This is a genomic window from Bradyrhizobium sp. LTSPM299 (genome assembly GCF_000938235.1).
Lineage (GTDB): Bacteria > Pseudomonadota > Alphaproteobacteria > Rhizobiales > Xanthobacteraceae > Bradyrhizobium.
Genome location: NZ_JYMU01000038.1, coordinates 25382 through 49893 on the forward strand (window position 1 = coordinate 25382; position 24512 = coordinate 49893).

At 63.8% G+C, this 24512-nt stretch carries 29 protein-coding genes and 1 pseudogene; 15 read left to right on the forward strand and 15 right to left on the reverse strand.

The window, feature by feature from the left end; translation table 11 throughout:
* Positions 1 to 15 precede the first annotated feature (15 nt).
* Both UP10_RS19690 and UP10_RS19695 read right to left on the reverse strand, forming a co-directional pair.
* Complete coding sequence (locus UP10_RS19690) at positions 16 to 435, reverse strand: cupin domain-containing protein (RefSeq protein WP_044588951.1); 420 nt, start codon at positions 433 to 435, stop codon at positions 16 to 18.
* Positions 436 to 539: 104 nt separating this feature from the next.
* The gene (locus UP10_RS19695; RefSeq protein WP_044588952.1) at positions 540 to 941 is read right to left on the reverse strand and encodes an Ohr family peroxiredoxin; all 402 of its coding nucleotides are present in this window, start codon (positions 939 to 941) and stop codon (positions 540 to 542) included.
* Positions 942 to 1059: 118 nt separating this feature from the next.
* Between UP10_RS19695 and UP10_RS19700 the strand changes: the two genes are divergently transcribed.
* Both UP10_RS19700 and UP10_RS42145 read left to right on the forward strand, forming a co-directional pair.
* A complete protein-coding gene (locus UP10_RS19700) occupies positions 1060 to 1581 on the forward strand; it encodes a MarR family winged helix-turn-helix transcriptional regulator (protein WP_044588953.1) in 522 nt (173 codons plus the stop codon).
* Positions 1582 to 1770: 189 nt separating this feature from the next.
* Positions 1771 to 2220: an EF-hand domain-containing protein gene (locus tag UP10_RS42145; protein ID WP_050043747.1), complete on the forward strand. Its 450-nt coding sequence runs from the start codon at positions 1771 to 1773 to the stop codon at positions 2218 to 2220.
* An 8-nt stretch (positions 2221 to 2228) separates the two neighbouring features.
* Here UP10_RS42145 and UP10_RS19710 read toward each other — a convergent pair whose 3' ends face one another.
* The 3 genes from UP10_RS19710 to UP10_RS44445 form a co-directional block, all read right to left on the reverse strand.
* Complete coding sequence (locus UP10_RS19710; protein ID WP_044588954.1) at positions 2229 to 3575, reverse strand: ATP-binding protein; 1347 nt, start codon at positions 3573 to 3575, stop codon at positions 2229 to 2231.
* Positions 3572 to 4288 (reverse strand): response regulator, encoded by a 717-nt coding sequence (locus UP10_RS19715; protein ID WP_044588955.1) that lies wholly within the window; start codon positions 4286 to 4288, stop codon positions 3572 to 3574. The genes UP10_RS19710 and UP10_RS19715 overlap by 4 nt, the downstream gene beginning before the upstream one ends.
* 196 nt (positions 4289 to 4484) lie before the next feature.
* Positions 4485 to 4868: a hypothetical protein gene (locus UP10_RS44445; RefSeq protein WP_044589015.1), complete on the reverse strand. Its 384-nt coding sequence runs from the start codon at positions 4866 to 4868 to the stop codon at positions 4485 to 4487.
* A gap of 357 nt (positions 4869 to 5225) precedes the next feature.
* Here UP10_RS44445 and bamA point away from each other — a divergent pair, with 357 nt between their 5' ends.
* From bamA to UP10_RS19745, 5 genes are all read left to right on the forward strand, one after another.
* On the forward strand, positions 5226 to 7679 hold the full coding sequence (bamA, locus tag UP10_RS19725; RefSeq protein ID WP_245321795.1) for an outer membrane protein assembly factor BamA: 2454 nt from the start codon (positions 5226 to 5228) through the stop codon (positions 7677 to 7679).
* 129 nt (positions 7680 to 7808) lie between these two features.
* Entirely contained in the window at positions 7809 to 8360 is a 552-nt protein-coding gene (locus UP10_RS19730) for a carboxymuconolactone decarboxylase family protein (protein ID WP_044588957.1), read from the forward strand.
* Between the two features lie 23 nt (positions 8361 to 8383).
* Positions 8384 to 8971 (forward strand): hypothetical protein, encoded by a 588-nt coding sequence (locus UP10_RS19735; RefSeq protein ID WP_156180169.1) that lies wholly within the window; start codon positions 8384 to 8386, stop codon positions 8969 to 8971.
* Positions 8968 to 9510, forward strand: a complete 543-nt coding sequence (locus UP10_RS19740) for a hypothetical protein (protein ID WP_044588959.1) — start codon at positions 8968 to 8970, stop codon at positions 9508 to 9510. Before UP10_RS19735 ends, UP10_RS19740 begins: the two co-directional genes overlap by 4 nt.
* 209 nt (positions 9511 to 9719) lie before the next feature.
* A complete protein-coding gene (locus UP10_RS19745) occupies positions 9720 to 10937 on the forward strand; it encodes an MFS transporter (RefSeq protein WP_044588960.1) in 1218 nt (405 codons plus the stop codon).
* A 48-nt stretch (positions 10938 to 10985) separates the two neighbouring features.
* Here the strand turns inward: UP10_RS19745 and UP10_RS19750 are convergent, their stop codons facing one another.
* Together UP10_RS19750 and UP10_RS19755 are read right to left on the reverse strand one after the other, a co-directional pair.
* Positions 10986 to 11630, reverse strand: a complete 645-nt coding sequence (locus UP10_RS19750; RefSeq protein WP_044588961.1) for a Vgb family protein — start codon at positions 11628 to 11630, stop codon at positions 10986 to 10988.
* A gap of 33 nt (positions 11631 to 11663) precedes the next feature.
* Positions 11664 to 12884, reverse strand: a complete 1221-nt coding sequence (locus tag UP10_RS19755; protein WP_044588962.1) for a hypothetical protein — start codon at positions 12882 to 12884, stop codon at positions 11664 to 11666.
* Positions 12885 to 12976: 92 nt separating this feature from the next.
* On the opposite strand from UP10_RS19755, the gene UP10_RS19760 reads away from it, so the two are divergent.
* Positions 12977 to 13231 (forward strand): hypothetical protein, encoded by a 255-nt coding sequence (locus UP10_RS19760; protein WP_050043748.1) that lies wholly within the window; start codon positions 12977 to 12979, stop codon positions 13229 to 13231.
* A 5-nt stretch (positions 13232 to 13236) separates the two neighbouring features.
* Here the strand turns inward: UP10_RS19760 and UP10_RS19765 are convergent, their stop codons facing one another.
* Entirely contained in the window at positions 13237 to 14328 is a 1092-nt protein-coding gene (locus tag UP10_RS19765) for an adenylate/guanylate cyclase domain-containing protein (protein WP_044589017.1), read from the reverse strand.
* A 76-nt stretch (positions 14329 to 14404) separates the two neighbouring features.
* Here UP10_RS19765 and UP10_RS19770 point away from each other — a divergent pair, with 76 nt between their 5' ends.
* Positions 14405 to 14863 (forward strand): SRPBCC family protein, encoded by a 459-nt coding sequence (locus UP10_RS19770; protein ID WP_044588963.1) that lies wholly within the window; start codon positions 14405 to 14407, stop codon positions 14861 to 14863.
* Between the two features lie 112 nt (positions 14864 to 14975).
* On the opposite strand, the gene UP10_RS19775 is transcribed toward UP10_RS19770, so the two are convergent.
* The 6 genes from UP10_RS19775 to UP10_RS19800 form a co-directional block, all read right to left on the reverse strand.
* Complete coding sequence (locus UP10_RS19775; RefSeq protein WP_044588964.1) at positions 14976 to 15350, reverse strand: hypothetical protein; 375 nt, start codon at positions 15348 to 15350, stop codon at positions 14976 to 14978.
* 92 nt (positions 15351 to 15442) lie between these two features.
* Complete coding sequence (locus tag UP10_RS19780; protein ID WP_044588965.1) at positions 15443 to 15946, reverse strand: DUF6644 family protein; 504 nt, start codon at positions 15944 to 15946, stop codon at positions 15443 to 15445.
* A complete protein-coding gene (locus UP10_RS19785) occupies positions 15946 to 16443 on the reverse strand; it encodes a DUF6644 family protein (RefSeq protein WP_044588966.1) in 498 nt (165 codons plus the stop codon). The genes UP10_RS19780 and UP10_RS19785 overlap by 1 nt, the downstream gene beginning before the upstream one ends.
* 6 nt (positions 16444 to 16449) lie before the next feature.
* Complete coding sequence (locus UP10_RS19790) at positions 16450 to 16842, reverse strand: DUF6152 family protein (protein ID WP_050043749.1); 393 nt, start codon at positions 16840 to 16842, stop codon at positions 16450 to 16452.
* Positions 16843 to 16854: 12 nt separating this feature from the next.
* On the reverse strand, positions 16855 to 17637 hold the full coding sequence (locus UP10_RS19795) for a hypothetical protein (protein WP_156180171.1): 783 nt from the start codon (positions 17635 to 17637) through the stop codon (positions 16855 to 16857).
* A gap of 398 nt (positions 17638 to 18035) precedes the next feature.
* Complete coding sequence (locus UP10_RS19800; protein WP_044588968.1) at positions 18036 to 18677, reverse strand: HD domain-containing protein; 642 nt, start codon at positions 18675 to 18677, stop codon at positions 18036 to 18038.
* A gap of 205 nt (positions 18678 to 18882) precedes the next feature.
* Between UP10_RS19800 and UP10_RS19805 the strand changes: the two are divergent.
* Positions 18883 to 19846, forward strand: a pseudogene (locus UP10_RS19805) (GlxA family transcriptional regulator).
* Positions 19847 to 19996: 150 nt separating this feature from the next.
* Positions 19997 to 20575: a hypothetical protein gene (locus UP10_RS19810; RefSeq protein WP_044588969.1), complete on the forward strand. Its 579-nt coding sequence runs from the start codon at positions 19997 to 19999 to the stop codon at positions 20573 to 20575.
* Between the two features lie 29 nt (positions 20576 to 20604).
* Here UP10_RS19810 and UP10_RS19815 read toward each other — a convergent pair whose 3' ends face one another.
* Positions 20605 to 20958 carry an MmcQ/YjbR family DNA-binding protein gene (locus UP10_RS19815; RefSeq protein ID WP_044589019.1) on the reverse strand — a complete coding sequence of 118 codons (354 nt, stop codon included), beginning with the start codon at positions 20956 to 20958 and terminating at the stop codon, positions 20605 to 20607.
* Between the two features lie 190 nt (positions 20959 to 21148).
* Here UP10_RS19815 and UP10_RS19820 point away from each other — a divergent pair, with 190 nt between their 5' ends.
* From UP10_RS19820 to UP10_RS19835, 4 genes are all read left to right on the forward strand, one after another.
* The gene (locus UP10_RS19820; protein ID WP_044589020.1) at positions 21149 to 21766 is read left to right on the forward strand and encodes a PadR family transcriptional regulator; all 618 of its coding nucleotides are present in this window, start codon (positions 21149 to 21151) and stop codon (positions 21764 to 21766) included.
* Between the two features lie 26 nt (positions 21767 to 21792).
* Complete coding sequence (locus UP10_RS19825; protein WP_044588970.1) at positions 21793 to 22440, forward strand: O-methyltransferase; 648 nt, start codon at positions 21793 to 21795, stop codon at positions 22438 to 22440.
* A 76-nt stretch (positions 22441 to 22516) separates the two neighbouring features.
* Complete coding sequence (locus UP10_RS19830; protein WP_044588971.1) at positions 22517 to 23212, forward strand: GNAT family N-acetyltransferase; 696 nt, start codon at positions 22517 to 22519, stop codon at positions 23210 to 23212.
* Positions 23213 to 23345: 133 nt separating this feature from the next.
* On the forward strand, positions 23346 to 24512 hold the full coding sequence (locus UP10_RS19835) for an EstA family serine hydrolase (protein ID WP_044588972.1): 1167 nt from the start codon (positions 23346 to 23348) through the stop codon (positions 24510 to 24512).

The following is a 24512-nucleotide window of genomic DNA, read 5'->3' on the forward strand; positions in this document are numbered from 1 at the left end:
CGCGCTTGCCAGGCCTCACTTGACCAAGGTCAGCAGCGGCTTTTCCTTCTCGACGATATAGGTCGCAAGCTCGCTGGCGGTGACGCTGCCGACGTTCTTGGCCGCATGAATCGTCCCGGCCGGAATGAACAGCACGTCGCCGGCCTTCAGCGTCGCCGGCGGCTTGCCCTCGACGTCATATTCGAGCGTGCCGGCGAGCACATAGATGATCTCTTCACCCGGATGGGTGTGCTGGGGGAATGCCACGCCGGGCTCGATATCGACGCGCACCTGGATGGCTTCGCGTCCGGGAGCGCTGAGGTCGTGGCGTTGCAAGTCGGTTCGCTTGATGCCGGTCGGCTGCTGCGCCTGTGCTGCGGGGAGGGCCAGGATGCTTCCGGCGACTAGAGCTGCGAACGCGACGGACCGGATCGTCTTTGCGAAGAGACTGCTCATGTCGAACTCCTGATGTCCTTGGTTTCGCTGACCCGCGCAGACCGGGCCGTCAAGCGGCCGGTCCGCACCGGGAGTCTGGATCTCATGCTGTCACTCTGGTCGCGTCAGACCAGGGTGGTCGTCACATCGATGTTGCCGTGGACGGCCTTTGAGTAGGGGCAGATGCCGTGCGCCGCCTCGATCAGCTCCTGTGCAACCTCGCGCGCCACGCCGGGAACCTGGACGTTGAGGCGCGCACGCAGGAAGAAGTCGCTGCCGGCCAGATTCAGATCGATCTCGGCGTCGACCGAGGGCTCGCTCGGCAGCTTGACCTTGCGCTGTCCCGCGGCAAGCTGGATTGCGCCGATGTAGCAAGCCGACCAGGCGGCCGCGAACAGGTTTTCGGCGGCCGGATGCGGCTGCGGCAGCTTGACGTCGAGGAAGCCGTCGCTGGAGCGGGCGGCGCCGTTGGGGCCGGCGGTGACGTGGGTCTTTCCGGTGAAGAGAACTTTTGCGGTGGCGGTCATGGCGCAATCCTTTCTGCTGGAGATATATCGTATCCGATCTAATCGGATCCGCATCGAAATAAACCGCAGACAGAGTCCTGTCAAGCACTTCCGATTTAATCGGATGCGATTTATATGGATGCGGACTTCACAAACTCCGGAGGCATCCGTGACCCGCGCTCCCAAGGCAGAACCCAAGGCAGAACCCAAGGCAGAACCCAAAGGCCGAAAACTCTCGAATTTCCTGTGCTTTGCGGTCTATTCGGCCAATCTGGCCTTTGGCCGCGCCTACAAGCCGATCCTGGATGCGGTCGGGCTGACCTACACCCAGTACATAGCGATGGTGGCGCTGTCGGAGGCTGATGACCAGACCGTCAGCACGCTGGGCGAGAAGCTGTTTCTGGAATCCAACACGCTGACGCCGATCCTCAAGAAGCTGGAGCTATCAGGCTATCTCACGCGCACCCGCGATCCCGCCGACGAGCGGCAGGTGCGGGTGAGCCTGACGCCGGCCGGCCGGCGCCTGCTCGACACGGATCTTAGCCATGCTCTGATTGGCGCCTGCGGGCTCGGGGACGAGTTCCCGGTCGTGCAGAAGAGCGTCGTCAGGCTGCGCGACAATCTGTTGCGCGCCACGAAAGGCCAAAAGCAGGACAGTTAATCCTGCTGCGCTGCTCGATCATTGCGCCGCGCGAGCAACGCATCGGTCCGAATTGTAACGAGGTGTATCGGCGCCGTGTCCTTCCCCATTTCCGCCACGGCGAACCGACAACTCCGGCTGACGTCAGGACGACGTGGAGGAGAGATCATTTTGCGCGGAAAGTCGGCATCCATCTGTGGGAAGATCGCAATGGTGAGTCTGCTCTGCACGGCAGTGCCCTTTGCATCGGCGCAACCGACCCCGGATCAGGATTCGTCGCGCCCGCAATCGAGCAGGGATCGTTCGCCGGCCGGCACGGCCGAGAGCTGGGACGCCAATCGTGACGGCGTTTATACTTGCGACGAGTGGAAAGGCTATCTCGGGCGGGCGTTCGATCGCGCCGACCGCAACCACGACGGAATTCTGACCTCTGCGGAGTTCGAGGTTGTTCGTCGGATGGGCAGTGCGCTCGCCGACGCCGACTTCGGCTATTTCGACGAAAACCAGGATGGCAAGATTACGCGCAGCGAATTCGTCGGCAAGCCGAACGAATTCATCCTGCAATACGACAAGAACGGCGACTGCCGCGTCACGCCGGAGGAACTCAAGGATACCGGCACGGACCAGAAGCGACCAGGCGGCAGAGGCAAGAAATCCTGACGCTCAGCCTATCCGGGGACTTGTTCGGGCAGCACTGGACGAGACGAGTTCGCCGCGCTTCGATCCAGTCCATCGCCACCCGCTCCTGGCAACGCAATGCGGACGGTGAGGCCCTGCGGACTATTGTCGTGCAGGGAAAGTTCGCCGCCGTGCCCGTGGACCGCGGCCTGAGCGATCGAAAGGCCGAGTCCGAATCCGCTGTTCTCATTCATGGTCCGGGCCTCTTCCCCTCGGACGAAGGGTTTCAACATGTCGGCTTTGCGGTGCTCCGGAATCCCGGGACCATTGTCCGACACTTCGATGGTGGCCTGGTCGGCGGATGCGGTCAGCCTGATATCGACTTCGCTGCCGAACCGAATGGCGTTTTCGACCAGATTTGTCACAGCGCGGCTGATCTCGCCGGGGCGGATCGTGAATGGGGCTCTGACAGGGCCCTTGTAGCGCACCAGATGACCGCAATCGGAGAATTGCTCGCAGATTGTGTGCAGCAAAGCCGCCACATTGACCAGGGTCGGCTTTGCCGCGCTGCCGCTGCTCAGGAATGACAGTACGGATTCCAGCATGGCCTGCATCTGGTCGAGGTCGTGAAGGGTTTCGGCGCGTTGTGCCTCGTTCTCGATATATTCGGACCTCAGCCGCAGCCGGGTGATCGGCGTTCGCAAATCGTGACTGATCGCGGCGAGCATTCGCGTCCGGTCGTTCATCAGGGCGGTGATGCGTTCACGCATACGATTAAGCGCGACCGCCGCGGCACGAATTTCCTCTGGCCCTGTTTCGGGAAGGGGGGCCGATGTCTGGCTGACACTGAAGTTTTCGGCAGCGCGGGCGAACGCGGATAGCGGCGCGCTGAGCTCGCGACCCGCCCATACGCCAAGCAGTGTGACGCTCACGAACAGGAACAGGACCGTGCTTGCCCAAAGTCCTCCGACAAAGGGCGGGACTTGTGGCGAGCCGATCGTTGCTTCGACCACGGCGCCGTCAGGCAATCGGACTGCGGCCAGTGTGCTCTTTGCGGAGAAATCCACATCAACGGTGTTGACGCCGGGCACCTCGGAAATGGCGCCGATAGACTGGTCCGGATCACCTTCGCGCAAGGTGAGCTGGAGGCGAGGAAAAGCCCGATCGACCGCCTCAAGAACAACCGCGCGGCCGGCCGCGGGTGTCTCGGCAAGGATTTTCGCAATCAGTTGGAACTGATGGATAGGTCTTTCCGCAAAAGATCGCGGCTTCTGGCCGACGACATAGAGCGCGATAAGCACGTGGATCAGCACGAGCGAAATCAGAACAAGCGCGGCGATCTGGCCGCTGATCCGCCGAAAGCTGAAAAGCGTGACAATCCGGTAAGTCCAATTCATGCGTCTTCCACATCAGGCGTGAAGATGTATCCGCCCGTTCGGACTGTCCGGATCACGGATGAGCCCTCGATCATATCGAGCTTGCGACGAAGCCGGCTGACCAGCACATCGATGCTGCGCCCGAATGGGCTGACAGGCCGGCTGCGCGTCATGCTCAGCAAACCGTCCCGCGTCAAAATCCTCCCGGGCCGCTCGCAAAACGCCTGCAGGAGATCGAACTCCGCGCTCGTCAGCGGCACCTGGGCTCCTTCCGGATCGCGCAGTTCGCGCAGCCGAAGATCAATGATCCAGTGCTGAAAGCGCAAGCGAGCGGAGTTCCGGCCGGATCGGTCGAGAAGGCCAGCCTGGCGACGCAGGACGGCGTTGATCCTCGCCAGCAGCTCGCGCGGATTGAAGGGTTTGGAGAGATAGTCATCCGCCCCCATTTCAAGCCCGAGGATCCGGTCGAGATCCTCACCTTTCGCCGTCAGAATGATGATCGGAATCGCCGAGTCGTTACGAAGACGGTGACACAGGCTCAGTCCGTCTTCTCCTGGCAGCATGAGATCGAGGATGACAAGATCGAGCGAATGTCCGGCCAGGTAGCGAGCCATTTCGCGACCATTCGAGGCGGTGGCGACCAGGCATGATTGATCCCGCAGGTAACGGGCAATCAGGTCCTTGGTTTGCTGGTCGTCTTCGACGATCAGGATTCTTGGAGAGCTCGTAAGCATGGTTGGGGGCCAGTGCGATGGTCATGCGCACGCGAAGGCGCGCGTCCGGCCGCCAGATTGACCAGCATATGCGTCACTTGTGGGCGGGATTGTGCCTTTTCGTCAGCATAGTGTTTCTGGACTGTAAGGGGCGCTCCCGACTGGAAACAAATCGGGAGGCCGGCGTACGACAGCCTGCAAGAGCGTTCTGCGTCTCTCAGTAAAGCGGAAATTGATCCGGGTATCCGCCGAGGTCGGACGCAGGGCTGAGCGGTGCTCGATCGAGCGGCCGGCTGTTGTTGTCCCGGGCAGACGAGGAGGCGGGTGGAAACGCATAGTCAGTGAACTTGCGCTCGCCAGGCAAGACTTCCGTCCCGGCGTCCAACCATGATCGTGTGGTCACATAGATCCGGGTGCGCGGCCCGGCCTGGTAGGAGTGGTTCGGTCCGGTCGGGCCGTAATCGTAGACGGAGCTGATTGCGGGCGCTTTCCGCCGCCGGTCTGCAGCGGCCACGCTGTTGCAGCAAAGAGCAAGCCCAAGAGAGAGCCCAACAGTGGTGACAAGCAGCACGTGTTTCATCTTGCTCGTGGTCGTACTCATCGTTTCTTTCCACCTGTCAGCGCGGAGCCCAGTTGGCTCTGGCATCGGCTGTTCCTGAAGTAAACGATCGGCTTCTTGCGCAACATTGCTGTGCGCTGGCCGGACAGGGGCGCTGGGCTGCGGATCGAGCCGCATGGAGGCGAGCAGAATAGAGCGAATGGCGGTCGTGCCGCGCAGGCGCCCGGCGTCGCGTTGCGCTCACAGTCCCAAATCACTGGAAACAGTCCCGCAACTTTGGAGCCACACCGTAGCCATCGCCGTCCCGTCACAACGAGCGTGTTGTTGGTGAGGTGTGGAATGAAGACGTGGCGGAGCGTTGTCGCGGCGATCGTGGTCGCGGGTTTGTCGATCCTGGGGATGCCGAGCAGATGGCTATTGTTGCCTCCGGCGGCAGCCGAATCTCTCGATGCGATCACGGTCGAAGGCAACCGCCGGATCGAGGCGGAGACCATCCGCTCCTATTTCAAGCTGGGCGCCGGCGGACATCTCGATCAGTCCGAGATTGACGACGGGCTCAAAGCGCTGGTCGAGACCGGGCTGTTCCAGGACGTCAAGATCAATCATGCCGGTGGCCGGATCATCGTTTCGGTGATCGAGAATCCGGCGATCGGCCGTGTTGCGTTTGAAGGCAACAAGAAGATCAAGGACGAGCAGCTCTCGGGCGAGGTGCAGTCCAAGCCGCGAGGCACGCTGTCACGACCGATGGTGCAGTCCGATGCATTGCGAATCGCCGAAATCTATCGGCGGTCCGGCCGCTACGACGTCCACGTCACGCCGGAGATCATCGAGCAGCCGAACAATCGCGTCGACCTCGTTTTCACGATCGAGGAAGGAGCAAAGACCGGCGTCAAGGGGATCGAGTTCATGGGCAACAGCAGTTTTTCGGCGGCGCGCCTGAAAGACGTGATCAAGACCCATGAGGGCAACTTTCTGAGTTTTCTCGGCAACAACGACATCTATGATCCCGATCGCGTCGAGGCCGATCGTGACCTGATCCGCCGGTTCTACCTGAAGCGCGGCTTTGCGGATGTCCAGGTCGTGGCGGCGTTGACCGAGTACGATCCGGCGCGCAAGGGTTTTCTCGTCACGTTCAAGATCGAGGAAGGACAGGAGTATCGCGTTTCGACGGTGGGCTTCCGATCGAACATCAGGGGATTCGACCCGAATACCCTGCGCCCGTTCTCGCGCGTGAGCGAAGGGGCGCTCTACAATGCCGAAGCGGTCGAGAAATCGGTCGAGGACATGCAGATCGAGGCCTCGCGCCGCGGTTATGCCTTCGCGGCAGTTCGCCCCGATGGCGATCGCAACTTCGAGGCACACATGGTGGCAATCGTGTTTCGGGTGGAAGAGGGGCCGCGGACGTATATCGAGCGCATCGAGATTCGCGGCAACAGCCGCACGCGCGATTATGTCATTCGCCGCGAGTTCGATCTCTCCGAGGGCGATGCATATAACCGCGCGCTGGTCGATCGTGCCGAGCGGCGACTGAAGAATCTGGACTACTTCAAGTCGGTCAAGATCACCACGGAGCCGGGTTCGTCGAGCGATCGCGTGCGCTTGATCGTCGATCTCGAGGAAAAATCGACCGGCGATTTCTCGATTTCGGGCGGCTATTCCACGTCCGACGGCGCGCTCGCCGAGGTGAGCGTTTCCGAGCGCAATTTACTCGGCCGCGGCCTGTATGCGAAGGCAACGGTCAGCTACGGCCAATACTCGCGCGGCCTTTCGCTGTCCTTTGTCGAGCCGTACCTGCTGGACTACCGCATCGCGCTCGGGCTGGACGCATACTACAAGGAGCAACTTCCGACGGACTACACCACCTACGGCGTGAAGACGATCGGGTTCTCGCCACGGCTCGGTCTGGCCTTGCGCGAGGACCTGACTCTCCAGCTGCGGTATTCACTCTACCAGCAGGAAATCACGCTCGATAGCACCTTGGCGAACTGCAACAACAATCCATCCAATCCGTCGCTCGCGCTCAATCCCACCCCTGCTTACATTCAGAGCGTCCTGAAAGGCGTGGATCCGACCAACGCGACCGATTCCGGCCTTTACGGATATGGTTGCTACGGTGACGGCGAATCCACGTTGCCGGTGCGCGAGGAGCTGGCCGCGGGCCCGACCTGGACCTCCCAGATCGGATACTCCCTGACCTATAATACCCTCGATAACACCAAGAACCCGACCGATGGCCTCCTGATCGATTTCAAGCAGGACTTTGCCGGCGTCGGCGGCGACGTCAGTTATTTGAAGAGCACGGTCGACGCAAAATACTACGCGCCCATGGTGGCCGATATTGTTGGACTGATTCACCTGCAGGGCGGCGTTCTCACCAAGGTCGGCGACAATGAGCTGCGCATGCTCGATCAGTTCCAGATGGGACCAAATCTCGTGCGCGGCTTTGCCTCGAATGGCATCGGGCCGCGCGACATCACCTATGCGAACTTTGGCGTGACGGGGGATGCGCTGGGCGGCACGAAGTACTGGGGTGCGTCGTTCGAGTTGCAAATGCCGTTCTGGTTCTTGCCCTCGGAGGTTGGACTTAAGGGGGCGGTCTATGCGGACGCCGGCTCACTTTGGGGTTACCAGGGGCCGACGTCGTGGACTGCGACAGGCGAAGTGAATACGCCCTCCTGTCCGAACTGTGGTCTGCAATACGATGACAACAACGTGGTGAGAACCTCGGTGGGTGTCGGTCTGATCTGGGCGTCGCCATTCGGACCGCTTCGCTTCGATTACGCGATCCCAATCACGAAGGGCAAGTACGACATCGTGCAGGAGTTCAGGTTCGGGGGAGGGACGTCATTCTGAGATCGCAATCGCTCGACTTGCCGCGGAGTTGCGCCATTTCTTCGCGTGACGTTTGCAATTGTGCGGCTTGTGGCAGCCTGCGAACAGAGGCAGGCTGGGCCGATGCAATTCCGATCCGGGGTGAAATGAATGTCACGCGTGTCCATCAAGACCAGGGACGACCTGCCGCCGGCGCTCCAGCCGCTGTGGGACAAGATGACGACCTATGGCGCCTTCGAGAACCAGGCCGGGGTGATGGCGCAGCGGCCGCCGATCTTCAAGCATATGTGGTCGCTGCTGGTCGATCTCGCCAACGAGGCCGTGCTGTCGAAGCGCCATCTCGAGCTGGCGCTGGTAACGGTGTCGCTGTTAAACAAGTGCGACTACTGCGTCGCCCACCATGCGCCGAAGCTCGCAATCCAGGGCGTCTCGGAGGCCGGCGCCGAACGCCTGCTCGACTACAGTGATCATCCAGAACTCGACGCCGTCGACAAGCTCGTGGTCGAATACACGATCGCCGTCACCAATAACTGGAACAAGACCCGCGACGAGATCTTCGAGCGACTTCGCGGCCATTTTTCGGAGGCACAGATTGTCGAGCTGACCTGGCGGATCGCGCTCTGCGGCGCGTTCAACCGTTTCAACGACATCCTGCAACTCGACATCGAGCAAGGCGTTCCGCATTGCGAAGCCGCCGAGTAACGGAAGGCGTTGCGGAGCTGCTGATGCCCAAAATGAAACGGTTTGCTTTTCTTGCTGCGTTGGTCTTGCTGTCCGCGCCGCTGGCGGCCCGTGCCCAAAACGCCGTCCGCGGCGTCGATTTCGTGCATCCGTTGCAGTTCAGCGAGGCGGAACAGGATGCCGCGCTCGCCCGGATAGCGTCCGCCGGCGTGCGCGTGATCCGGTTCGGCATGTATCAGCCGGATCTGGACAAGAACATCGCCTTCATCGCGCGGGCTCATGCCCATAACATCGCGGTCGACCTCATTCTTCACGGCCTCTATCCGCCTGACGCCCCGCAGCGGCCTTATCGGGCGAAGGAATTTCCAAACATGTGGGCAGGACCGCTGATCTCCTCTCTCAGCCCGGAGCTGTCCCGGCCGTATTTTCAGCAACTCCTGGACAAGCTCGACGCCGACGGCATCATCCTCGCCGCCCTGGAGTTCGAGAACGAGATCAACATGGCCGGGGACAATCCAGACTTCAGCCTTCCAGGCCAGGGCCGGGTGCTGGGGCTGAACGATCTCATGATCCCGAAGGACAAAAGGTCGCAAAAGGCTATCTACAATATCTCAAGGTCCTGGCCGCATTGAAGCAGGTGCGGGACCATTCCAGGCTGAACACGCATACGCCCCTGCTGCCCACGAGCCTGGTCGACATCGTCGAGGAAGGCCCCTGGCCGACGCCGAAGCCCTATGACGGGGTGAGCGTCGGCGCGACGATCGCGTTCATGCGTGCCAACGGGCTCGATCAGCTCGTCGACGCATATAATCTCCACACCTATCCCTGGGCCGACCACCTGGGCGACAAGACGTCGGCGATCCATCGCGCGCGACGCCTCGCGGCGCTGATCCAGCCGGTCTGCGCCGCTGCCGGCTCGGCCGGCGGCAAGCCTTGCTGGATCACGGAATGGGGGTTCAGCTACGGCAGCAAGGCCTGCGCCACGGACGAGGCGGCGCGCAGCGAGCTCGTGCAGGAGATGATGGGCGATTTCGCGCAATGGATCCGCGAGCGGCGTCTCACCGGACTCCTCTACTACTCCTGGACCTGCGATCCGCCCTTCGACGTCGAGCGCTGCGGGGCCTTGACGCGAAGCGGCCACGCCGCGATTGATCCGATCACCGCGAGGTGAGGCTGGTATCGTCGAGGCTCGCCAGCACGAAGTCGTTCCGAGCGGATGGAGACGTCTTCGGCAAGGGGACCGCCTCGTAGTCCAGCTTTAGAAGCATTTGCGAGTTCAGCCGCCCTCGCAAAAAAGTGAGCCTGAGCTACAATCGCCTGTCGGTTCCGCGCCACCCCGTTCGTCTTCCACCCAGACCAAGCTGCACTGGGAGATCTGGAATGAGCAATTCTCACTATCGCTGGGTGATCGTCGCGGCCGGCGGCCTGCTGGGCTGCGTCGCGATCGGCGGCATGTTCTCGCTGCCGGTGTTCCTGAAGCCGATGGCGCAGGAGACCGGCTGGTCGGTGACCGGCATCTCCAGCGCCATGACGATCGGTTTCCTGGCGATGGCCTGCACCAGCATGGCGTGGGGCACGCTTTCTGACCGGCTCGGTCCGCTGCCGGTGGTGCTGACCGGGTCGACCGTGCTGGCGACGAGCCTGGCGCTGGCGAGCCAGGCGCCGTCGCTGCTGGCGTTCCAGCTCATCTTCGGCGTGATGGTCGGCGCGTCCTGTGCCGCGATCTTCGCCCCGATGATGGCCTGCGTCACCGGCTGGTTCGACACCCATCGCAGCCTCGCCGTCTCCTTGGTGTCGGCGGGCATGGGCATGGCGCCGATGACGATGTCGCCGATCGCCGCCTGGCTCGTCTCCAACCATGGCTGGCGGACCTCGATGCTGATTGTCTCTTGTATCGTCGCGGCGATCATGATCCCGGTCTCGTTCCTGGTGCGCCGTGCGCCCGCGCTTGCGAACGACCATGCCTCCGCGGTGTCCGGGAATGGGGAGCCGGCGATGTCGCGCTCACAGGCGCTGCGCTCGCCGCAATTCATCATCCTGGTCGCGACCAATTTCTTCTGCTGCGCCACCCATTCGGGGCCGATCATCCACACTGTCAGCTACGCCATCACCTGCGGCATTCCGATGATCGCGGCGGTCACGATCTACAGCGTCGAGGGGCTCGCCGGCCTGGGCGGTCGCATCGCCTTTGGCCTGCTCGGCGACCGCTTCGGCGCCAAGCGTATCCTGGTGCTCGGCCTGCTGGCGCAGGCGTTCGGCGCGCTCGGCTACGTCTTCGTGCGCGAGCTCGCCGCGTTCTACGCAGTGGCGGCGGTGTTCGGCTTCATCTATGCAGGCACCATGCCGCTCTATTCGGTATTGGTGCGCGAAAACTTCCCGTTGCGGATGATGGGCACCGTGATCGGCGGCACGGCGATGGCCGGCAGCCTCGGCATGGCGACCGGGCCGCTGGCCGGCGGCCTGATCTACGACACCTTTGCCAGCTACACGTGGCTCTATGTCGGCTCCTGGGCGTTCGGCCTCGGTGCCTTCCTGATCATCATGATGTTCAAGCCGTTCCCGGCGGTGCGGACCGCAGCCGTAGCAGCGCCGGCGTGAGGATTTGATGCTGAGGTGATCCGCTCAGCATGGATCACCTCACGCGGATCACGAGCGGATTCGCTTCGGCCGCGCAATCGCGCGCACCGTGTTCTTGGCGCTGCCGCCACCGCAGAAGAACCGGTCGCCGCCGTCGGACTCCAGGCCCGAGACGTTGACGCCCGGCGGCATCTCGAGCCGTTCCAGCACTTCGCCGGTCTGCGGATCGATGCGCCGCACGTCGCTCTCGTCGTTTTCCCATGTCCCGTGCCAAAGCTCGTCGTCGACCCAGGTGACGCCGGTGACGAAGCGATTGGACTCGATGGTGCGCAGAATCGTGCCGGTGTCCGGATCGATCTGGATGATCTTGCGGTCGCGATATTGTCCGACCCAGAGCGCGCCTTCGGCCCAGGCGAGGCCGGAGTCTTTGCCGCCGCCGGGCGAGGGGATGGTGGAAACCACGCGGCCCGTGTTTGGCTCGATCTTCAGGATGCGGTCCTCGGCGATCTGATAGAGGTGCTTGCCGTCGAAGGCAGTGCCGGCATGGGCCGCGACGTCGATGGTGCGGGTGGTCTTGCCGCTGTCTGGATCAAAGGCGACCATGCGGTCGCCGGCTGCGAACCAGACCTGCTCGCCATCGAAGCTGACGCCGCCCACGCTCTCGACCCCCTCGAAAGCATATTCCCTGACGATATGGGCCGTCGACTTCTTCATGCTGTGCTCCTGCTCTTTGATTTCTGCGTGATACTACCCGTTCGGCAGCGGGGCAGGGAGTAACAAGGCCGTCGTGAATCCCGGCACCATCGGCATCATCCAGCGGCGCGCCCGGGCGCGGCCATAGGATTGCACCTTGCCGGCCGCAGCCAGCGTGTCGAGCGCGCGCTGCACGGTGCGCTGGCTGGTACCGAGCGCGAGCGACAGCGCCGAGCTCGACCATGCTTCGCCGTCGGCGAGGCAGGCCAGCACTGGGGCATGTTCCTCCTCGACCGGGCGCGCCAACACCACGACATCGCGCCGGCGGTGCGGCTTCAGCACGAAACCGTCCGGTGTCGCGCGCAGATCGGCGAGCGGCCGCAGCGAGCGGCGCAGCCGCCCGATCTCGACCCGCAGCCGCGCGCGATGTGACTCGTCGGCATGCTTGCCGCGGAACGCCCGCGCAATCAGCGCGCTGCGCGCTGCGTCGTTCGGCCAGGCTTCGCCGAGCGCACGGGCCAGCGCGAACAGCACGGGCCGTCGGGTCAGCGAGATCTCGGTGCTGATGTCGCGTACGACATATGTGATGGCGTCGATGACGAGCGCCTTGGAGGCCATCACCGCCTCGACCTCGTCGAGCCGCAGCGCCCGCTCGCCGCCTTTCCCGATCAGGCGCGCCGCGGGCACGGTCAACAGCTGCGCGGCACGTTCGACTTCGGCCGCCAGTGCGCCAATGCCGGCGCGGCGCGCGGCGGCATCGGCGCGAGCGAGCGCCTCGCGCGCGGGCTTGGTCCGCAGCCGTCGCATCGCGATCCCTGCGGTGACGAGCTCGTGGCCGACCCGCAAGGCGGCAGGGAGAGGCGCCGGGTCGAGGTCGGCGAGCATACGCTCGGCTTCATCGAGATGCCCAATCAGGAGCAGGCGGCGGATCTCGAGACAGCCGGCATGCGCGGCATTGAGCCGATCGCCATGCGCCTCGAGCGTCGCGCGAGCAGCCGCCAGCGTCCTCGCGGGAAAGCCGAGGTCGCGCAAGACCAGCGCGATCTCCGCCTCGGCGACGGTGCAGCGCGCGCGGGCGATAGCTTCGCGCGGGCCGAAGGCCCGGCCGGCGCGCTTCAACAGGTCCTTCGCACGGACGAAATCGCCGAGCCGGGCCATCGCGATGCCGCGTATCGCCAGCGCCGGCGGGTCGTCGCGCAAGCCCACCCGCTTCAGTGCGCCGAGGAGATCCCCCGCCGCGAGCGCGAGCGCCGCAGCCGTGATCAGCGAGTCCATCCGAATCCCGACACACTTGTCACTCTCACCCTCCGCGGTCCGGCCCTAGCCTAGCACATGACGGGACACGCCATGTCCACGGAGATCGAACGATGACCGACCACGGAATCGGAACACGCCAGGATTGGCTTGCGACACGGTTCGGCGGATATGGCCATGCCGCGGCGCGCTTGCTGTCGCTGGCGGCCGCGCCAACTTTCGCGATCATGGCGCTGATCGCGGCGTTCGGTCCCGCCGATATGCTCTGCGCGGCCATGCAGGGTCCGTTTTCGCTTCAGGGCATGGTTCCGATGTATGGGCTGATGAGCGCGTTCCATTTGGCGCCGTGGCTGCGGCTCGTCCGATGACCGGCTCAATTCTCCGGCAGCGCGAAGACTGTGCATGGCAGCGCGATGCCGCGCAGCTCATGCATGCCGAGTGCGACCAGCGGCATGTCGGTCTCGGCGGCGAGCGCGCCCGAGACCAACACCGTCTTTTCCAGCGGTTTGCACAACCCTTCGAGCCGGCTGACCAGATTGACGGCAGAGCCGATCGCCGTGAAGTCGAGCCGGTCGGCAGCGCCGATATTGCCCCAGTGCACCTCACCGAGATGCAGCGCCGCGCCGAATGGCAGCGGCGGCAGACCCTGCTTGCGCCGCTCGGCATCGAGATGCGTCATGCCGACGCGCGCGGCCGATATTGCGCGAAGCGCCGCCTCGCATGCGCTGCGCGGACCTGTCGTGACCGGAAAGATCGCGAGCAGACCGTCGCCGATGAATTTCAGCACCTCGCCGCCAAAGGCGTGGATCGCGCCGGCGATGCGGTCGAACCAGGCGTCGAGTGCCGCGATCACCTCGGCCGGCGGATGGTTTTCGGAGAGCGCGGTGAATCCGCGCAAATCGGCAAACAGCAGCGCCGCCCGGATGGTCTCGCCGGTGTTGCGCCGCAACGGGGATGCCAGCACGCGCGCGGCGCTGCGTCGGCCAAGATAGGCCTCCAGCGTCACCGTCAGCGTGGCGCGCGCAGTCAGGGCAGCCAGCGGTGCCGCGGCGAAACGCGCGGCTTGTCGCAATCGATCCGTCTCATCGGGCGTGAAGGCGCGCGTTCCGATCCAGCCGAGCGTCGGCCCATCCGGCCGCGGTCCGATCGCATCCTCATGCACCGGGCCTGCCGCAAGCCCGCGCAGCCAGCGCCGGCCGGCATCGCCGGGTGGTCCTGCATCCGGCATGGCGAACGGCTGCTGCGGCGCGAAACCCAAGGCCTCGATGACGTCGCCATTGCTCGCCTGCCACAGCCAGGTGCGCCGAGCGATCAGCGGGTGCGGAACCTCGAGCGTCAGCGCGCCGCCGGCGAGCGGCAGGCCATCCGCAACCAGATGGGCACCGAGTTCCGCCAGCAACCGGTTGGCGCCCGCGGTCTCGGCAGCGGCGTCGACCAGAAAGCTCAATGTCGAGGACAACTGCATCACCCCATCATGGGGTTGGCGCGCCACCCTTGTCACGCGCTATCCCTGTAACCACATCGCAATCGGAGGATGATCGATGACCGAAGCCTTCGTCGTCAAACGCGAGATCCAGATTGCAGCTCCGCTTGCGAGCGTATTCGCCTTCCTGACCGATCCGCTGAAGATCGTGAGCTGGATGGGCCTCGAAGCGTCGACCGAGTTGCATCCCGGCGGACTGTTTTATCTCAAGGGCGTCGCAGGCGATCACGCGCGGGCTGCCCGCGGCGCATTCCGCGAGGTCGTGCCGGTGCATCGTCTCGCCTACAGTTTTGGCTGGGAGGGCGGCGAAGAGGTGCCGCCGGGATCGAGCCTGATCGAGATCGACCTGATCGACAAGGACAGCGGCACGCTCGTGCGCATGACCCATAGCGGCCTGCCGAACGCAGCGCAGTGCGCGAGCCACGACAAGGGATGGGCGCATTATCTCGACCGGCTCGCGGACGCGGCTGCGGGCCGGGATCCAGGTCCCGACAACGGTCCGGTGCATAAGGCTTGAGATCAGGGGTGAAAGGGGTGGCGCCGCCACGGGCGGCGTCGGTTGCGTGCCGCGGCAAACATCTTTAGTGCGTCACCGGCGCGCCCGGAAAGTGGATGGCCCAGAGAACAACTTATTCCAGACCGTAGTGACGATGGCAGGCGGCGCAGATGCCGTCGAGGTGATCGCTGACGTCGGCGACAGTTTTTAGGTCATGCACTTCCGCACCCTGGTAGGCCTTGTCCGCGGCATCGGCAAGTTTCTTCACGTAAGTGTTCCACTCCGGATCGAGCGCGCGCTGTGGGATCATCAGCGCGTTGGTCGCTTCCGCAAGCGTCGCAGCGCCGCTGGTGATGTTTTCCCAGTCGTCGTCGGTCTTGGGTGAGAGGTCGTGCTCACCGCTGGCGTCGATCACCGAGCCGTTGACTCTCCAGATCACGTTCGCGGCCGGCGTCAGCACGTGGTCCATAAAGGTTTTCATGTCGACATGCGTCTGGAACGGCGGCATCGCTGGCGTTGTATCTGATATCGATGGGGAGGCGGCGAGGCTAGACAAGACGAGCCCGGCAAGGGTGGCGCGTGCAAGGGACCTTTTCAACATCACAGCTCCTGCATGGTGAAGCCGATCCAGCGCCCGCAGGCCACGACCGCGATCCAGAGCAGGATCGATAGCGCGCCGGCTATTCGCGCCCGCAGCGGCGGCGATTTTTGCTTCTCCCATTGCGGCAGATCCTTCGCGCTGATGGCATGGAAGACGATCATGTTCACCCCGGCCGTGCAGATCAGGATGATCTTGGCATCGAAGTAGCCATTCGCCAGATATTTGGTGGCGTTGGAAATGAACAGCAGGAAGCCGGAACTCGCCGCGATCGCGAACGCGCCCCAGGTCACCGGCAGGATCGCACGCGTCAGCCGGCCGACGGGCCGGTTCATCGAGGCGAAGCCGAGGAGCCGCAAGTCCAGCACGAGAATCGAGCCGACCACAAGGCAGATCGCAACGACGTGAATCGATTCGATCGTGGGAAACAGCGTGTCGTTCTCGCGGATGCTGTCCGCAACGCTGCTGTCCTCGAATAATGCGATCAGGTTCTGGATGTACGACATCAACCGGCCTGCGTGTAAGCGATCCAGCGTCCAGCGAAAAGGATGCCGCACCAGACCAGGATCGACACCGTTGCCAGCGCACGGCCTGCCATTTGCCGGCTGCGATCCTCAAAGACGCCTGGCGACGTCAGCACCATCCGTTGCAAGGTCGCCGTCAGCAGGATGGCCACAAGCAGCAACGCCATCTTGAGATAAAACGTGGTGTTGACCAACGAGCGTCTCGGCTCGCCGATGATCAGCAGGCTGCCGGTTACGAGCAGGATGAGCAGGACCGGCAAGATCGGGGGCAGAAAGCGCCGCGTGACCTCGCGCAGCGGCTCGTCGCGCTCGAACACCCGAAAGATCCGCAAATCGACCAGCACTGCGGAGGAGAACACGATCGCCACGCAGAGAATGTGGATCGTCTGGAGCGTCGGGATGATCCAGGTGACGGTCTGGATGGTGTGACTGAGCGACGTCGCCGCCAGCCACTTGGAAAACCCGGTCAGCGCTAACATGTGAACTTACTGCTCGTCCGGCGTCAGGCTGTAGGTCAGTTCCTTGCCGTCTTGCAGAATAACCTTGCGCAGGAAGCCGCCGGGTTTGCCGTCGCGCAGCGGCAGATAGTCGAAGACGGCGTGATCGCCGGGCTGCAGCGAGCGCTTGGTCCAGCCGGATCGCGTGAGCACGCCAGGGCTCGACACCTCGAACGTCCAGGTGCCGGCTTGCGGTCCTTCCTTGACGTCGGTCTCGACCACGAAGCTGATATGCGGGTTGGTCCAGTTGACCTGTTTGACGGTGCCTTGCACGGTCAGCGGATGGTCGCTGTCATAGGCCGCGTTGGAATGGTGCGCGGCTGCAACGCCGACAAAGCCCAGCGTGAGGCAAGCGGCAAGAAACACGGCCTTGGGCGACATCTCGGTCGTTCCTTATTTTCCGGTGTGGACCGTTCCGAACGCGCCTTGCGCGTTGGGGACGAATATGTCGTTGCCGTGCTCGTCCTTGCCCGGCACGAGATCTTCTTGCGCGCACTCGCCCTCGGTGACTTCATAATGGCGCTCGGGGTAGCGACGATAAATTCGCGTCGTCTTCCAGGTCGTGGTGAGAACGTTCGGAGCCGTAATCTCCAGATCGTCACGCATGATATTCGGTTCGGCGAGACGAATATGCTCGACGATGTGCATGCCGCCATTGTTCGGGATGCCGACAGCTTCGCTGATCGCGATATAGGCCTGCGGCACGATCGACGTGGTGTCGATCACCAGCGTGTCGGCATCCCAATGGCCAATCGAATAGCCGTGCAGCGACAGGTCGGGATCTTCGGGCGGTTTGCGGCCATCCATGTAGATGCGCCGCATCCGGTTGCCGTCGACCTCGCCAAGCATGGTGATGCGGCCAGGCGTGACGAGCAGCTCGAATGCATTGTGCGTCATCAGCATCCAGCTCGGCATGCCGTGCGGCAGGCAGTGGCTCAGGACGAGGAATGGCCGTCCTGCTTTTTCCTCGGCAACGAGGTGCTGTACCTGCTCGAGGATATCAGGCTTCCAGGGCGGCATGTTTGCCGTCTCCTGGCGCTTTTGATCCCTGATGTCGGGAAGCCAGACGCCGCTGAGATCAGGCTCGGCATGCGCGCTCGGTAGAGCAGCGATCTGCTGCATGACAAAAACACTACAGACGATCGCAAGCGCTTTAACAAATTGTCCGATAGCCATGCGACCTTCCAACCGATGCGTCACCACGATAGGCGGCACAAGGACGAAAGGAAAGCTGGGTCGGTTGTCCAAACGCTTCAAGATTGCGGGAGGTCGGATCGCGTTCGTGCAATCGACTCCTGGGTGTGCCGCGTGAGTGAGTCCGAACAAAATCAGATCAAAGAGAACGTGATGCTTATTTTGTCACGCGTTGCCGAAGTTTTTGCCAGCGGCAAGCGTTCTGCGGAAATCAGGCGCCTCACGCATGTGCAGAACGCGCAGGATCGGCAAACATTGACTGCGCACCCGCGCAATCACCCACAGCGGAGCAAACGGCACCCCTCTGCTTTCCCCTGCAAAGGAGGAGGGAACCCTTCCGCTGATGCTTCCCTCACTTGCCCGCCGCGGTTGGCCGTACGTCATCCCGGCCATTTCGAGCCGAGGATGATCGAGCAGAAATTCAAGCGCTTGTAGGTCGGATCCTTCAGCGCCAGCACGTCGGCCTTGACGTTGCCAAAGGTGGTCAGCGGCTTCTTGATGGTGCCATCAGCAAAGTGGTCGATGATGCCCTGCTTGAAATCAGCCTCACGCGGATGTTGTGCGCAGACGTGGTCGCGGTGCTCGTGCGAGAAATCGTCATAGGCGATGCCGAGCACGTCCATCTCGACGCCTGCGGTCACCAGCGCGATGGTCGGGCGCATGTGCTCGGGGACGCCGGGCGTGGTATGCAGCGCGATTGAGGTCCAGACGTCCTCGATGTCGCGCTCTGGCACGCCATAGCCTTTAAGGAAGTCGCGCGCGGCATTGGCACCGTCGACCTCGAAGCGAAGATCGGGGCTCGCATGCGCTGCGGTCAGACCCATGTCGTGGAACATGGCGCCGATATAGAGCAATTCAGGGTCGAATTTCACCGCGCGGCGATTGCCGGTCAGCGCGCCCCACAGGAACACGCGCCGGCTGTGATTGTAGAGCAGGTCGTCCTCGGTATCGCGGACGAGCTGGGTGGCGGCGCGGGCCATGGTACTGTCGGGGACGCGGATGCCTGCGATGATCTCGGTCATTTCAAGTTGCTCCTTGATGTGGCAAGACGCTGCCGTGGCGCGAGAGCACGCGCAGGGCGGTCATCGTTGCGATCTGTGTTCGGGTCGCCTGACGGCGCGATCCGCACCGTCGTTGTCGCCTGTTTCGGCTATCAGTCGCAACGAACGCGCGCCGCCGGATCGGGCCAACGACACGTCGTTTTGCGCCAGCGCGGAAGGAGAGGACATGCCCGTTCAAAGGGTGGCGATCGCGATCCACGATGGGGTGCAAGCGCTGGATATCGCGGGCCCGGTCGACGTGTTTGCCGAAGCCAACGGCTTCGTGGCCGAAGGCGAAGGCTATGAGACGCTTCTGGTCGCGGCCAACTGCGCGCCGTTGCGGGCCTCGAATGGAATGAAGATTTCGGTCGATCTCAGCTTTGACGAGGCGCAGGAGGCGTTCGACATCGTGCTGGTTGCGGGCGGTCCGGCCCTGCCCGATGCGGCGCCGGATCCGGACATTACAATGGCTGCGATCGGCATCGGGGCGCGCCGGGCTGTACGGCTCGATCTGCACCGGCGCGTTCGTGCTCGGCCATGCCGGGCTGCTCGACGGCCGCAAGGTGACGACGCACTGGCAGAACGCGGAGCATCTTGCCGCGCGCTTTCCGGCCGCCGAGGTGATGTTCGACCGCATCTATATCCGCGACGGGCGGCTGATGACGTCGGCCGGCGTGACGGCCGGCATCGATCTTGGGCTCGCTTTGGTCGGAGAACGGCACGGCCCGCGGGTTGCGGTCGCGGTCGCAAAACGGCTGGTCGTGGTGGCGCAGCGGCAGGGCGGTCAGTCCCAATTCAGTCCCTATCTCACGGCGCCGGTCGATGAGGGCTCGCCGATTGCTCGCGCCCAGGCGCATGTCAAGGCGCAGGTCGGCGAACGCCACACGCTGCAATCGCTGGCGGAGGCGGTCGGCATGAGCGTGCGCAGTTTCGGCCGCGCGTTTGCGCAGGCGACCGGACTCACACCGCACGAATTCGTCGAGCGTGCGCGGGTCGATGCGGCGCGGCGGCTGCTCGAGGGCAGCGACCGACCGCTGAAGGCGGTGGCTTTCGATTGCGGCTTCGGCTCGGCGGACCGCATGCGCATCGTCTTCACCGAACGCCTCGGCGTGTCACCCGCGCAATACCGCGCCAGCTTCAGGACACTGTGACTCTGGCGCGGCGCCGGTCGAATTGACGAAACATCTTGAGGTAGATCATATCAAATACACATTGTTGTGATTGTATCGGCCGATCGCGTTGGATAGGATCGGAGCCGCTTTCGATATTTCCAAGCACCAGCATTTTTCCGCGAGGCCGACATGGACGCGCTCACGCTTTTTATCATTCGTCATGCCGAGAAGCCCGATAAGACATTGCCGGCGCTGGGGCCGGGCCTGACGGCGAATGGCGTGTCCGACAGCGAAGCGCTGGTGATCCGCGGCTGGCAGCGCGCCGGCGCCTGGGCCGCGTTGTTCGGCACCGCGCTCACGGGAGGCGACTATGCCAAGCCGGACGCAATCTATGCCGCCACGCCTGGTACTATGTTCAATCAGCCTCCGAGCAGCCGTCCCGCCGAGACGATCTCGGCGCTCGCCGCGCGCCTGAAACTGACGCCGAACCTGGGCTTCGCCAAGGGCAGCGAGGCGCAACTCGTCCCCGCGCTGCTGAAGCTGAGTGGCGTCGTGCTTTTGTGCTGGGAGCACAACGCGATCATCTCCGACATCCTTCCGCTGATCCCGGTCAACAAGGGCACGCCGCCGGGCAAATGGGAAGGCGACCGCTTCGACGTCGTGCTGCGCTTTGACCGCGCCAAGGGCGACGACAAGTTCGCCTTCAAGGAGCTGTTCCCGAAGCTGCTGTCGGGCGATTCCGACACGCCGCTGGATCACGGCAAATAGCGAGGGCGTCGGCGCCGAGCCGCACTCGATCAGTCGAGACCCAGCGCCTTGCGCGATTTGCGCGTCAGCTTCGCAGCGACAAGCGCGTGCGCTTGGTTGAGATAGGCCTTGAGCTCGGTGTCTGATAGGGCGCCGTTGCCAATCAACTGCACCCATTTGGCGCGCGCGAGGTACGGCGCCGGTCGCGCGAAACCCTGCTCGATCAGGAGCTGATAGGCCATGTTCGAAGTCTTCAACATGAAGCCGCCGGACCGCTCGATGAAGCCGCCTGATAGCGCGAACATCTTGCCGCCGACCTTGAACACGGAGGTGCCTTCCCATTGCACCACCTTGGTGGTGGCGGGGAGCCACAGACAATGAGCTTCGAAGGTCTTGGGGCGCATGACATCGCGGGGATGGAAGAGGGCGCCCAGCCATAGGCCGGGTGCGCGAATGCCGACAAGTCTGATGTGAGAGTCATCGCCTGCCGGTCCGGCCGATCGCGGTCGGCGGTCGGCCATTCACGAAAACGTGGGTTGGCTGGATCGCCATCTCAAAATATATCGTAAGATATGTTTTATGAACGAGGTGACCATGTTTAGAGATCGAGACAACGACGGCTTCCGGTTTGGAATTTTCGCCATGGGCCGGCACGGCGGCGGGCATCGCTTTGGCCGCGGCGGGCACGGCTTTTTCGGGCGGGGCGGAGGCCGCGACTTTCCGGGATCGCGGCGGCTCTCGTCGCAGGACCTGCAGCTCGTGATCCTGGCGCTGCTCGGCGAACGTCCGGCGCACGGCTATGAGCTGATCAAATTGATCGAGGAGCGCTCGGACGGCTTCTACAGCCCGAGCCCGGGCGTGATCTATCCGGCGCTGACATTCCTGGAGGAGATCGGCCACACCAGCATCACCCAGGATGCCGCGCGAAAACTCTACAGCATCACCGAGCAGGGCAAGGCGCATCTCGCCGAGAACCGCGCCACGGCGGACACCATCCTCGAGGCGCTGTCGCGGATCGGCCGCCGCATGGACGAGGTGCGGGACGCCTTTGCCGGCGCCGGCGATCTCGATGGCGACCCGTCCGACGACCTGCACCGCGCCCGCCACGCGCTGAAGCGCGCGCTGCGCCACAAGCACGGCGCCGATGCCGCCGAGGCGCGGCGGATCGCAAAGATCCTGGAACGCGCGGCTGCCGAGATCCTGCAGCAGTGACGCAGTCGCACCGAAGGAGACATGGCATGTCCGACGAGCAACCGCACAGTGCGATTGCCGATCCACGCGTCACCGCCGTCATCGATCGGTTGCAGGCTGCGCGCCGCAGGCCGACCGGCGGCGGCCCGCGCGGCGGTTTCAGCGACCGCGATCCGCACGCCTATGCAGAGCAGGGGTTTTCGATCCACCCCGAGCAGGGCGAGCTGATCTATCTGTTGTGCCGCGGCATCGGCGCCAAACGCGTCGCCGAGTTCGCGACCTCGATCGGGATGTCGACGCTCTATTTCGCCGCCGCGGTGCGCGACAATGGCGGCGGCACGGTGATCGGCTCGGAGATCGTGCCGGCCAAGGTCGCAACCGCGAGGCGCAACCTCTCCGATGCCGGCCTCGCCGATTATGCCGAGATCCGCGAGGGCGATGCCCGCCAGACGCTGCGCGATCTCGGCGGTCCCGTGGACTTCATCCTGATCGACGGCTGGCCCGGCGATAGCGGTCCGTCGCTGGCGCGCCAGGTGATCGAGATCACAGCCCCGCAGCTGCGCGTCGGCGGCTATGTCATGAACGACAATGCCGAGCCGGATTTTTTGGAGTTCGTGCGGAATCCCAAAAACGGCTTCCTGTCGATCACGCTACCGCTCAAGGGCGGCACGGAGCTGTGCCTGAAGGTGGCGTGAATTCGGTGCAGCGCGAGGGCTGGATTTCACAGGCGGTTGCTGCTCTGCTCCAGGCAAAACGGGAGCTAAGAGCCGCATGTCAGCAATCCCATCCACTCATCCGCTGGATCGTCCGATCTGGAGCGCGCTGACCACACGGCAGCGCGCGCTGGCTGAAGGCGGCGCCGCCGCGCGCCGCTTTCCGGTTGCGATCGCGCCGTTCGCCGACATGGTTGATATGTCGGCGCAGAGTTTTGCCGCGCTGGGCGATCTGATGTCGGGGCCTGACATCGTGGTGCTGTTCACGCCTGATGCCGTCACCGCGCCGCCGGCGTTCAAGGTCCTGCTGGCCGAGACCGGCGAGCAGATGATCGGCGCGCCCGTCGAGAGTTCGCTGTCCGGCGTCGAGATCGTCACGCTCGGTGTTGCAGATGTTCCGGCGATGATCGCGCTGACCGAACTGACCAAACCCGGGCCGTTCAGTGCGCGGACGCATGAACTCGGCACCTTCCTCGGCATCCGCGTCGATGGCGAACTGGTCGCGATGACCGGTGAGCGGATGACGCCGGGCAATTACACCGAGATGACCGCGGTGTGCGTCCATCCCGCGCATCGCGGCCGCGGCTATGCGCAGGCGTTGCTATCGGCGGTCTCGCGCCAGATCGTAGCGCGTGGCGAAATTCCCTTCCTGCATGTCTTCACCAGCAACCTCTCGGCGATTGCGCTCTACCGGCGCCAGGGCATGGAGATCCGCTGCCGTCTGCACATCACAGTGTTGCAGAAGCAGGGGTGAGGTCGGCGCTGGTGGGGGATCTCTCCCCTATTAAATGGGGACGAAAGAGTTCAGTTCAAGAATTGCCAGTACCTGTCGCGCCGCGTATGTCCCGCCTCCCTCGAAATCGAGGGATGGAGCGGGGAGCACAGCCATGCAGGACACGAAAATCTCCGGATTTGCCCACGACCAGTTCTCGGCGGCGCGCGATGCCTTCGAGGCCAATTTCGCTGACGGCGAGGAGCTCGGCGCGTCGTTCTACGCCGCGATCGAGGGCGAGACCGTGGTCGATCTCTGGGGCGGCTATGCCGACGAGGCGCGGCAGCGGCGCTGGACGCGCGACACCATCGTCAACGTCTATTCGATCACCAAAACGATGACGGCGCTGACCGCATTGTGGCTCGCCGATCGCGGCGAGCTCGATTTTGCCGCGCCGGTCGCGCGCTACTGGCCGGAATTTGCCGCCAACGGCAAGGACCGTATCACCGTGGCACAACTGATGAGCCACACGTCTGGCCTGTCGGGCTGGCATCCCGCAATCAGCGGCGAGGACTTTTACGATTGGGACAAGGCGACCTCGACGTTACAGGCGCAGGCGCCGCTGTGGGAGCCGGGCACCGCGTCCGGCTATCACGTCTACACCTTCGGCTTCCTGATCGGCGAGGTCGTGCGCCGCATCACCGGCAAGACCCTCGACACCGTGTTCCGCGAACAGATCGCATCGCCCCTGAACGCGGACTTCTGGATCGGCCTGCCGGAATCCGAAGACCACCGCGTCGCCGACCTCGTGGCGTTCCTGCCGTCATCAGTCGCCGATGGCGTCGAAATGACCGAGATCCAGAAGATCACCTTCAGCGACACCCGCACCGACGTGCCGTCGACCCGCACCCGCGCCTGGCGCGGCGCCGAGATTCCGGCGGTGAACGGGCACGGCAATGCCCGCTCGATCGCCGCGATCCAGACCGTCCTCGCCAATGGCGGTGTCGCCGGCGGCAAGCGGATCATGTCGGACGCAGGCTGCCGACGTGCGCTGGACGTCCAGGTCGACGGGCCTGATCTCGTGATGCGCGGCATCGGCGTGCGGTTCGGCCTCGGCTTCGGCCTGCCGTCTCAGATCCTGGCGCTCGAGCCGCCGAACCCCAACACACTGTTCTGGTCCGGTGGCGGCGGCTCGTTCGTGCTTGTCGATATCGATGCACGGATGACTTTTGCGGACGCGATGAACCGAATGCAGCGGGGTCTCGTCGGCGACGAGCGTTCGTTCCGGATCATCCGCGCGATCTGGCGGGCGACGGGGATGGCACGCGAGAGAGCGGGGTAG

Coding starts and splice junctions, on each gene's coding strand:
- UP10_RS19810 (WP_044588969.1), top strand. CDS start 19,997: ATGGACGCGCTCACGCTTTTTATCATTCGTCATGCCGAGAAGCCCGAT.
- UP10_RS19830 (WP_044588971.1), top strand. CDS start 22,517: ATGTCAGCAATCCCATCCACTCATCCGCTGGATCGTCCGATCTGGAGC.
- UP10_RS19785 (WP_044588966.1), bottom strand. CDS start 16,443: ATGTTAGCGCTGACCGGGTTTTCCAAGTGGCTGGCGGCGACGTCGCTC.
- UP10_RS19775 (WP_044588964.1), bottom strand. CDS start 15,350: ATGCCGCCGTTCCAGACGCATGTCGACATGAAAACCTTTATGGACCAC.
- UP10_RS19795 (WP_156180171.1), bottom strand. CDS start 17,637: ATGGCTATCGGACAATTTGTTAAAGCGCTTGCGATCGTCTGTAGTGTT.
- UP10_RS19820 (WP_044589020.1), top strand. CDS start 21,149: ATGTTTAGAGATCGAGACAACGACGGCTTCCGGTTTGGAATTTTCGCC.
- UP10_RS19750 (WP_044588961.1), bottom strand. CDS start 11,630: ATGAAGAAGTCGACGGCCCATATCGTCAGGGAATATGCTTTCGAGGGG.
- UP10_RS19710 (WP_044588954.1), bottom strand. CDS start 3,575: ATGAATTGGACTTACCGGATTGTCACGCTTTTCAGCTTTCGGCGGATC.
- UP10_RS19735 (WP_156180169.1), top strand. CDS start 8,384: ATGCCCAAAATGAAACGGTTTGCTTTTCTTGCTGCGTTGGTCTTGCTG.
- UP10_RS19800 (WP_044588968.1), bottom strand. CDS start 18,677: ATGACCGAGATCATCGCAGGCATCCGCGTCCCCGACAGTACCATGGCC.
- UP10_RS19765 (WP_044589017.1), bottom strand. CDS start 14,328: ATGCAGTTGTCCTCGACATTGAGCTTTCTGGTCGACGCCGCTGCCGAG.
- UP10_RS42145 (WP_050043747.1), top strand. CDS start 1,771: ATGGTGAGTCTGCTCTGCACGGCAGTGCCCTTTGCATCGGCGCAACCG.
- UP10_RS19745 (WP_044588960.1), top strand. CDS start 9,720: ATGAGCAATTCTCACTATCGCTGGGTGATCGTCGCGGCCGGCGGCCTG.
- UP10_RS19755 (WP_044588962.1), bottom strand. CDS start 12,884: ATGGACTCGCTGATCACGGCTGCGGCGCTCGCGCTCGCGGCGGGGGAT.
- UP10_RS19835 (WP_044588972.1), top strand. CDS start 23,346: ATGCAGGACACGAAAATCTCCGGATTTGCCCACGACCAGTTCTCGGCG.
- UP10_RS19690 (WP_044588951.1), bottom strand. CDS start 435: ATGAGCAGTCTCTTCGCAAAGACGATCCGGTCCGTCGCGTTCGCAGCT.
- UP10_RS19695 (WP_044588952.1), bottom strand. CDS start 941: ATGACCGCCACCGCAAAAGTTCTCTTCACCGGAAAGACCCACGTCACC.
- UP10_RS19780 (WP_044588965.1), bottom strand. CDS start 15,946: ATGTCGTACATCCAGAACCTGATCGCATTATTCGAGGACAGCAGCGTT.
- UP10_RS44445 (WP_044589015.1), bottom strand. CDS start 4,868: ATGAGTACGACCACGAGCAAGATGAAACACGTGCTGCTTGTCACCACT.
- UP10_RS19700 (WP_044588953.1), top strand. CDS start 1,060: ATGCGGACTTCACAAACTCCGGAGGCATCCGTGACCCGCGCTCCCAAG.
- UP10_RS19815 (WP_044589019.1), bottom strand. CDS start 20,958: ATGCGCCCCAAGACCTTCGAAGCTCATTGTCTGTGGCTCCCCGCCACC.
- UP10_RS19715 (WP_044588955.1), bottom strand. CDS start 4,288: ATGCTTACGAGCTCTCCAAGAATCCTGATCGTCGAAGACGACCAGCAA.
- UP10_RS19760 (WP_050043748.1), top strand. CDS start 12,977: ATGACCGACCACGGAATCGGAACACGCCAGGATTGGCTTGCGACACGG.
- UP10_RS19730 (WP_044588957.1), top strand. CDS start 7,809: ATGTCACGCGTGTCCATCAAGACCAGGGACGACCTGCCGCCGGCGCTC.
- UP10_RS19825 (WP_044588970.1), top strand. CDS start 21,793: ATGTCCGACGAGCAACCGCACAGTGCGATTGCCGATCCACGCGTCACC.
- UP10_RS19790 (WP_050043749.1), bottom strand. CDS start 16,842: ATGTCGCCCAAGGCCGTGTTTCTTGCCGCTTGCCTCACGCTGGGCTTT.
- UP10_RS19770 (WP_044588963.1), top strand. CDS start 14,405: ATGACCGAAGCCTTCGTCGTCAAACGCGAGATCCAGATTGCAGCTCCG.
- bamA (WP_245321795.1), top strand. CDS start 5,226: ATGCCGAGCAGATGGCTATTGTTGCCTCCGGCGGCAGCCGAATCTCTC.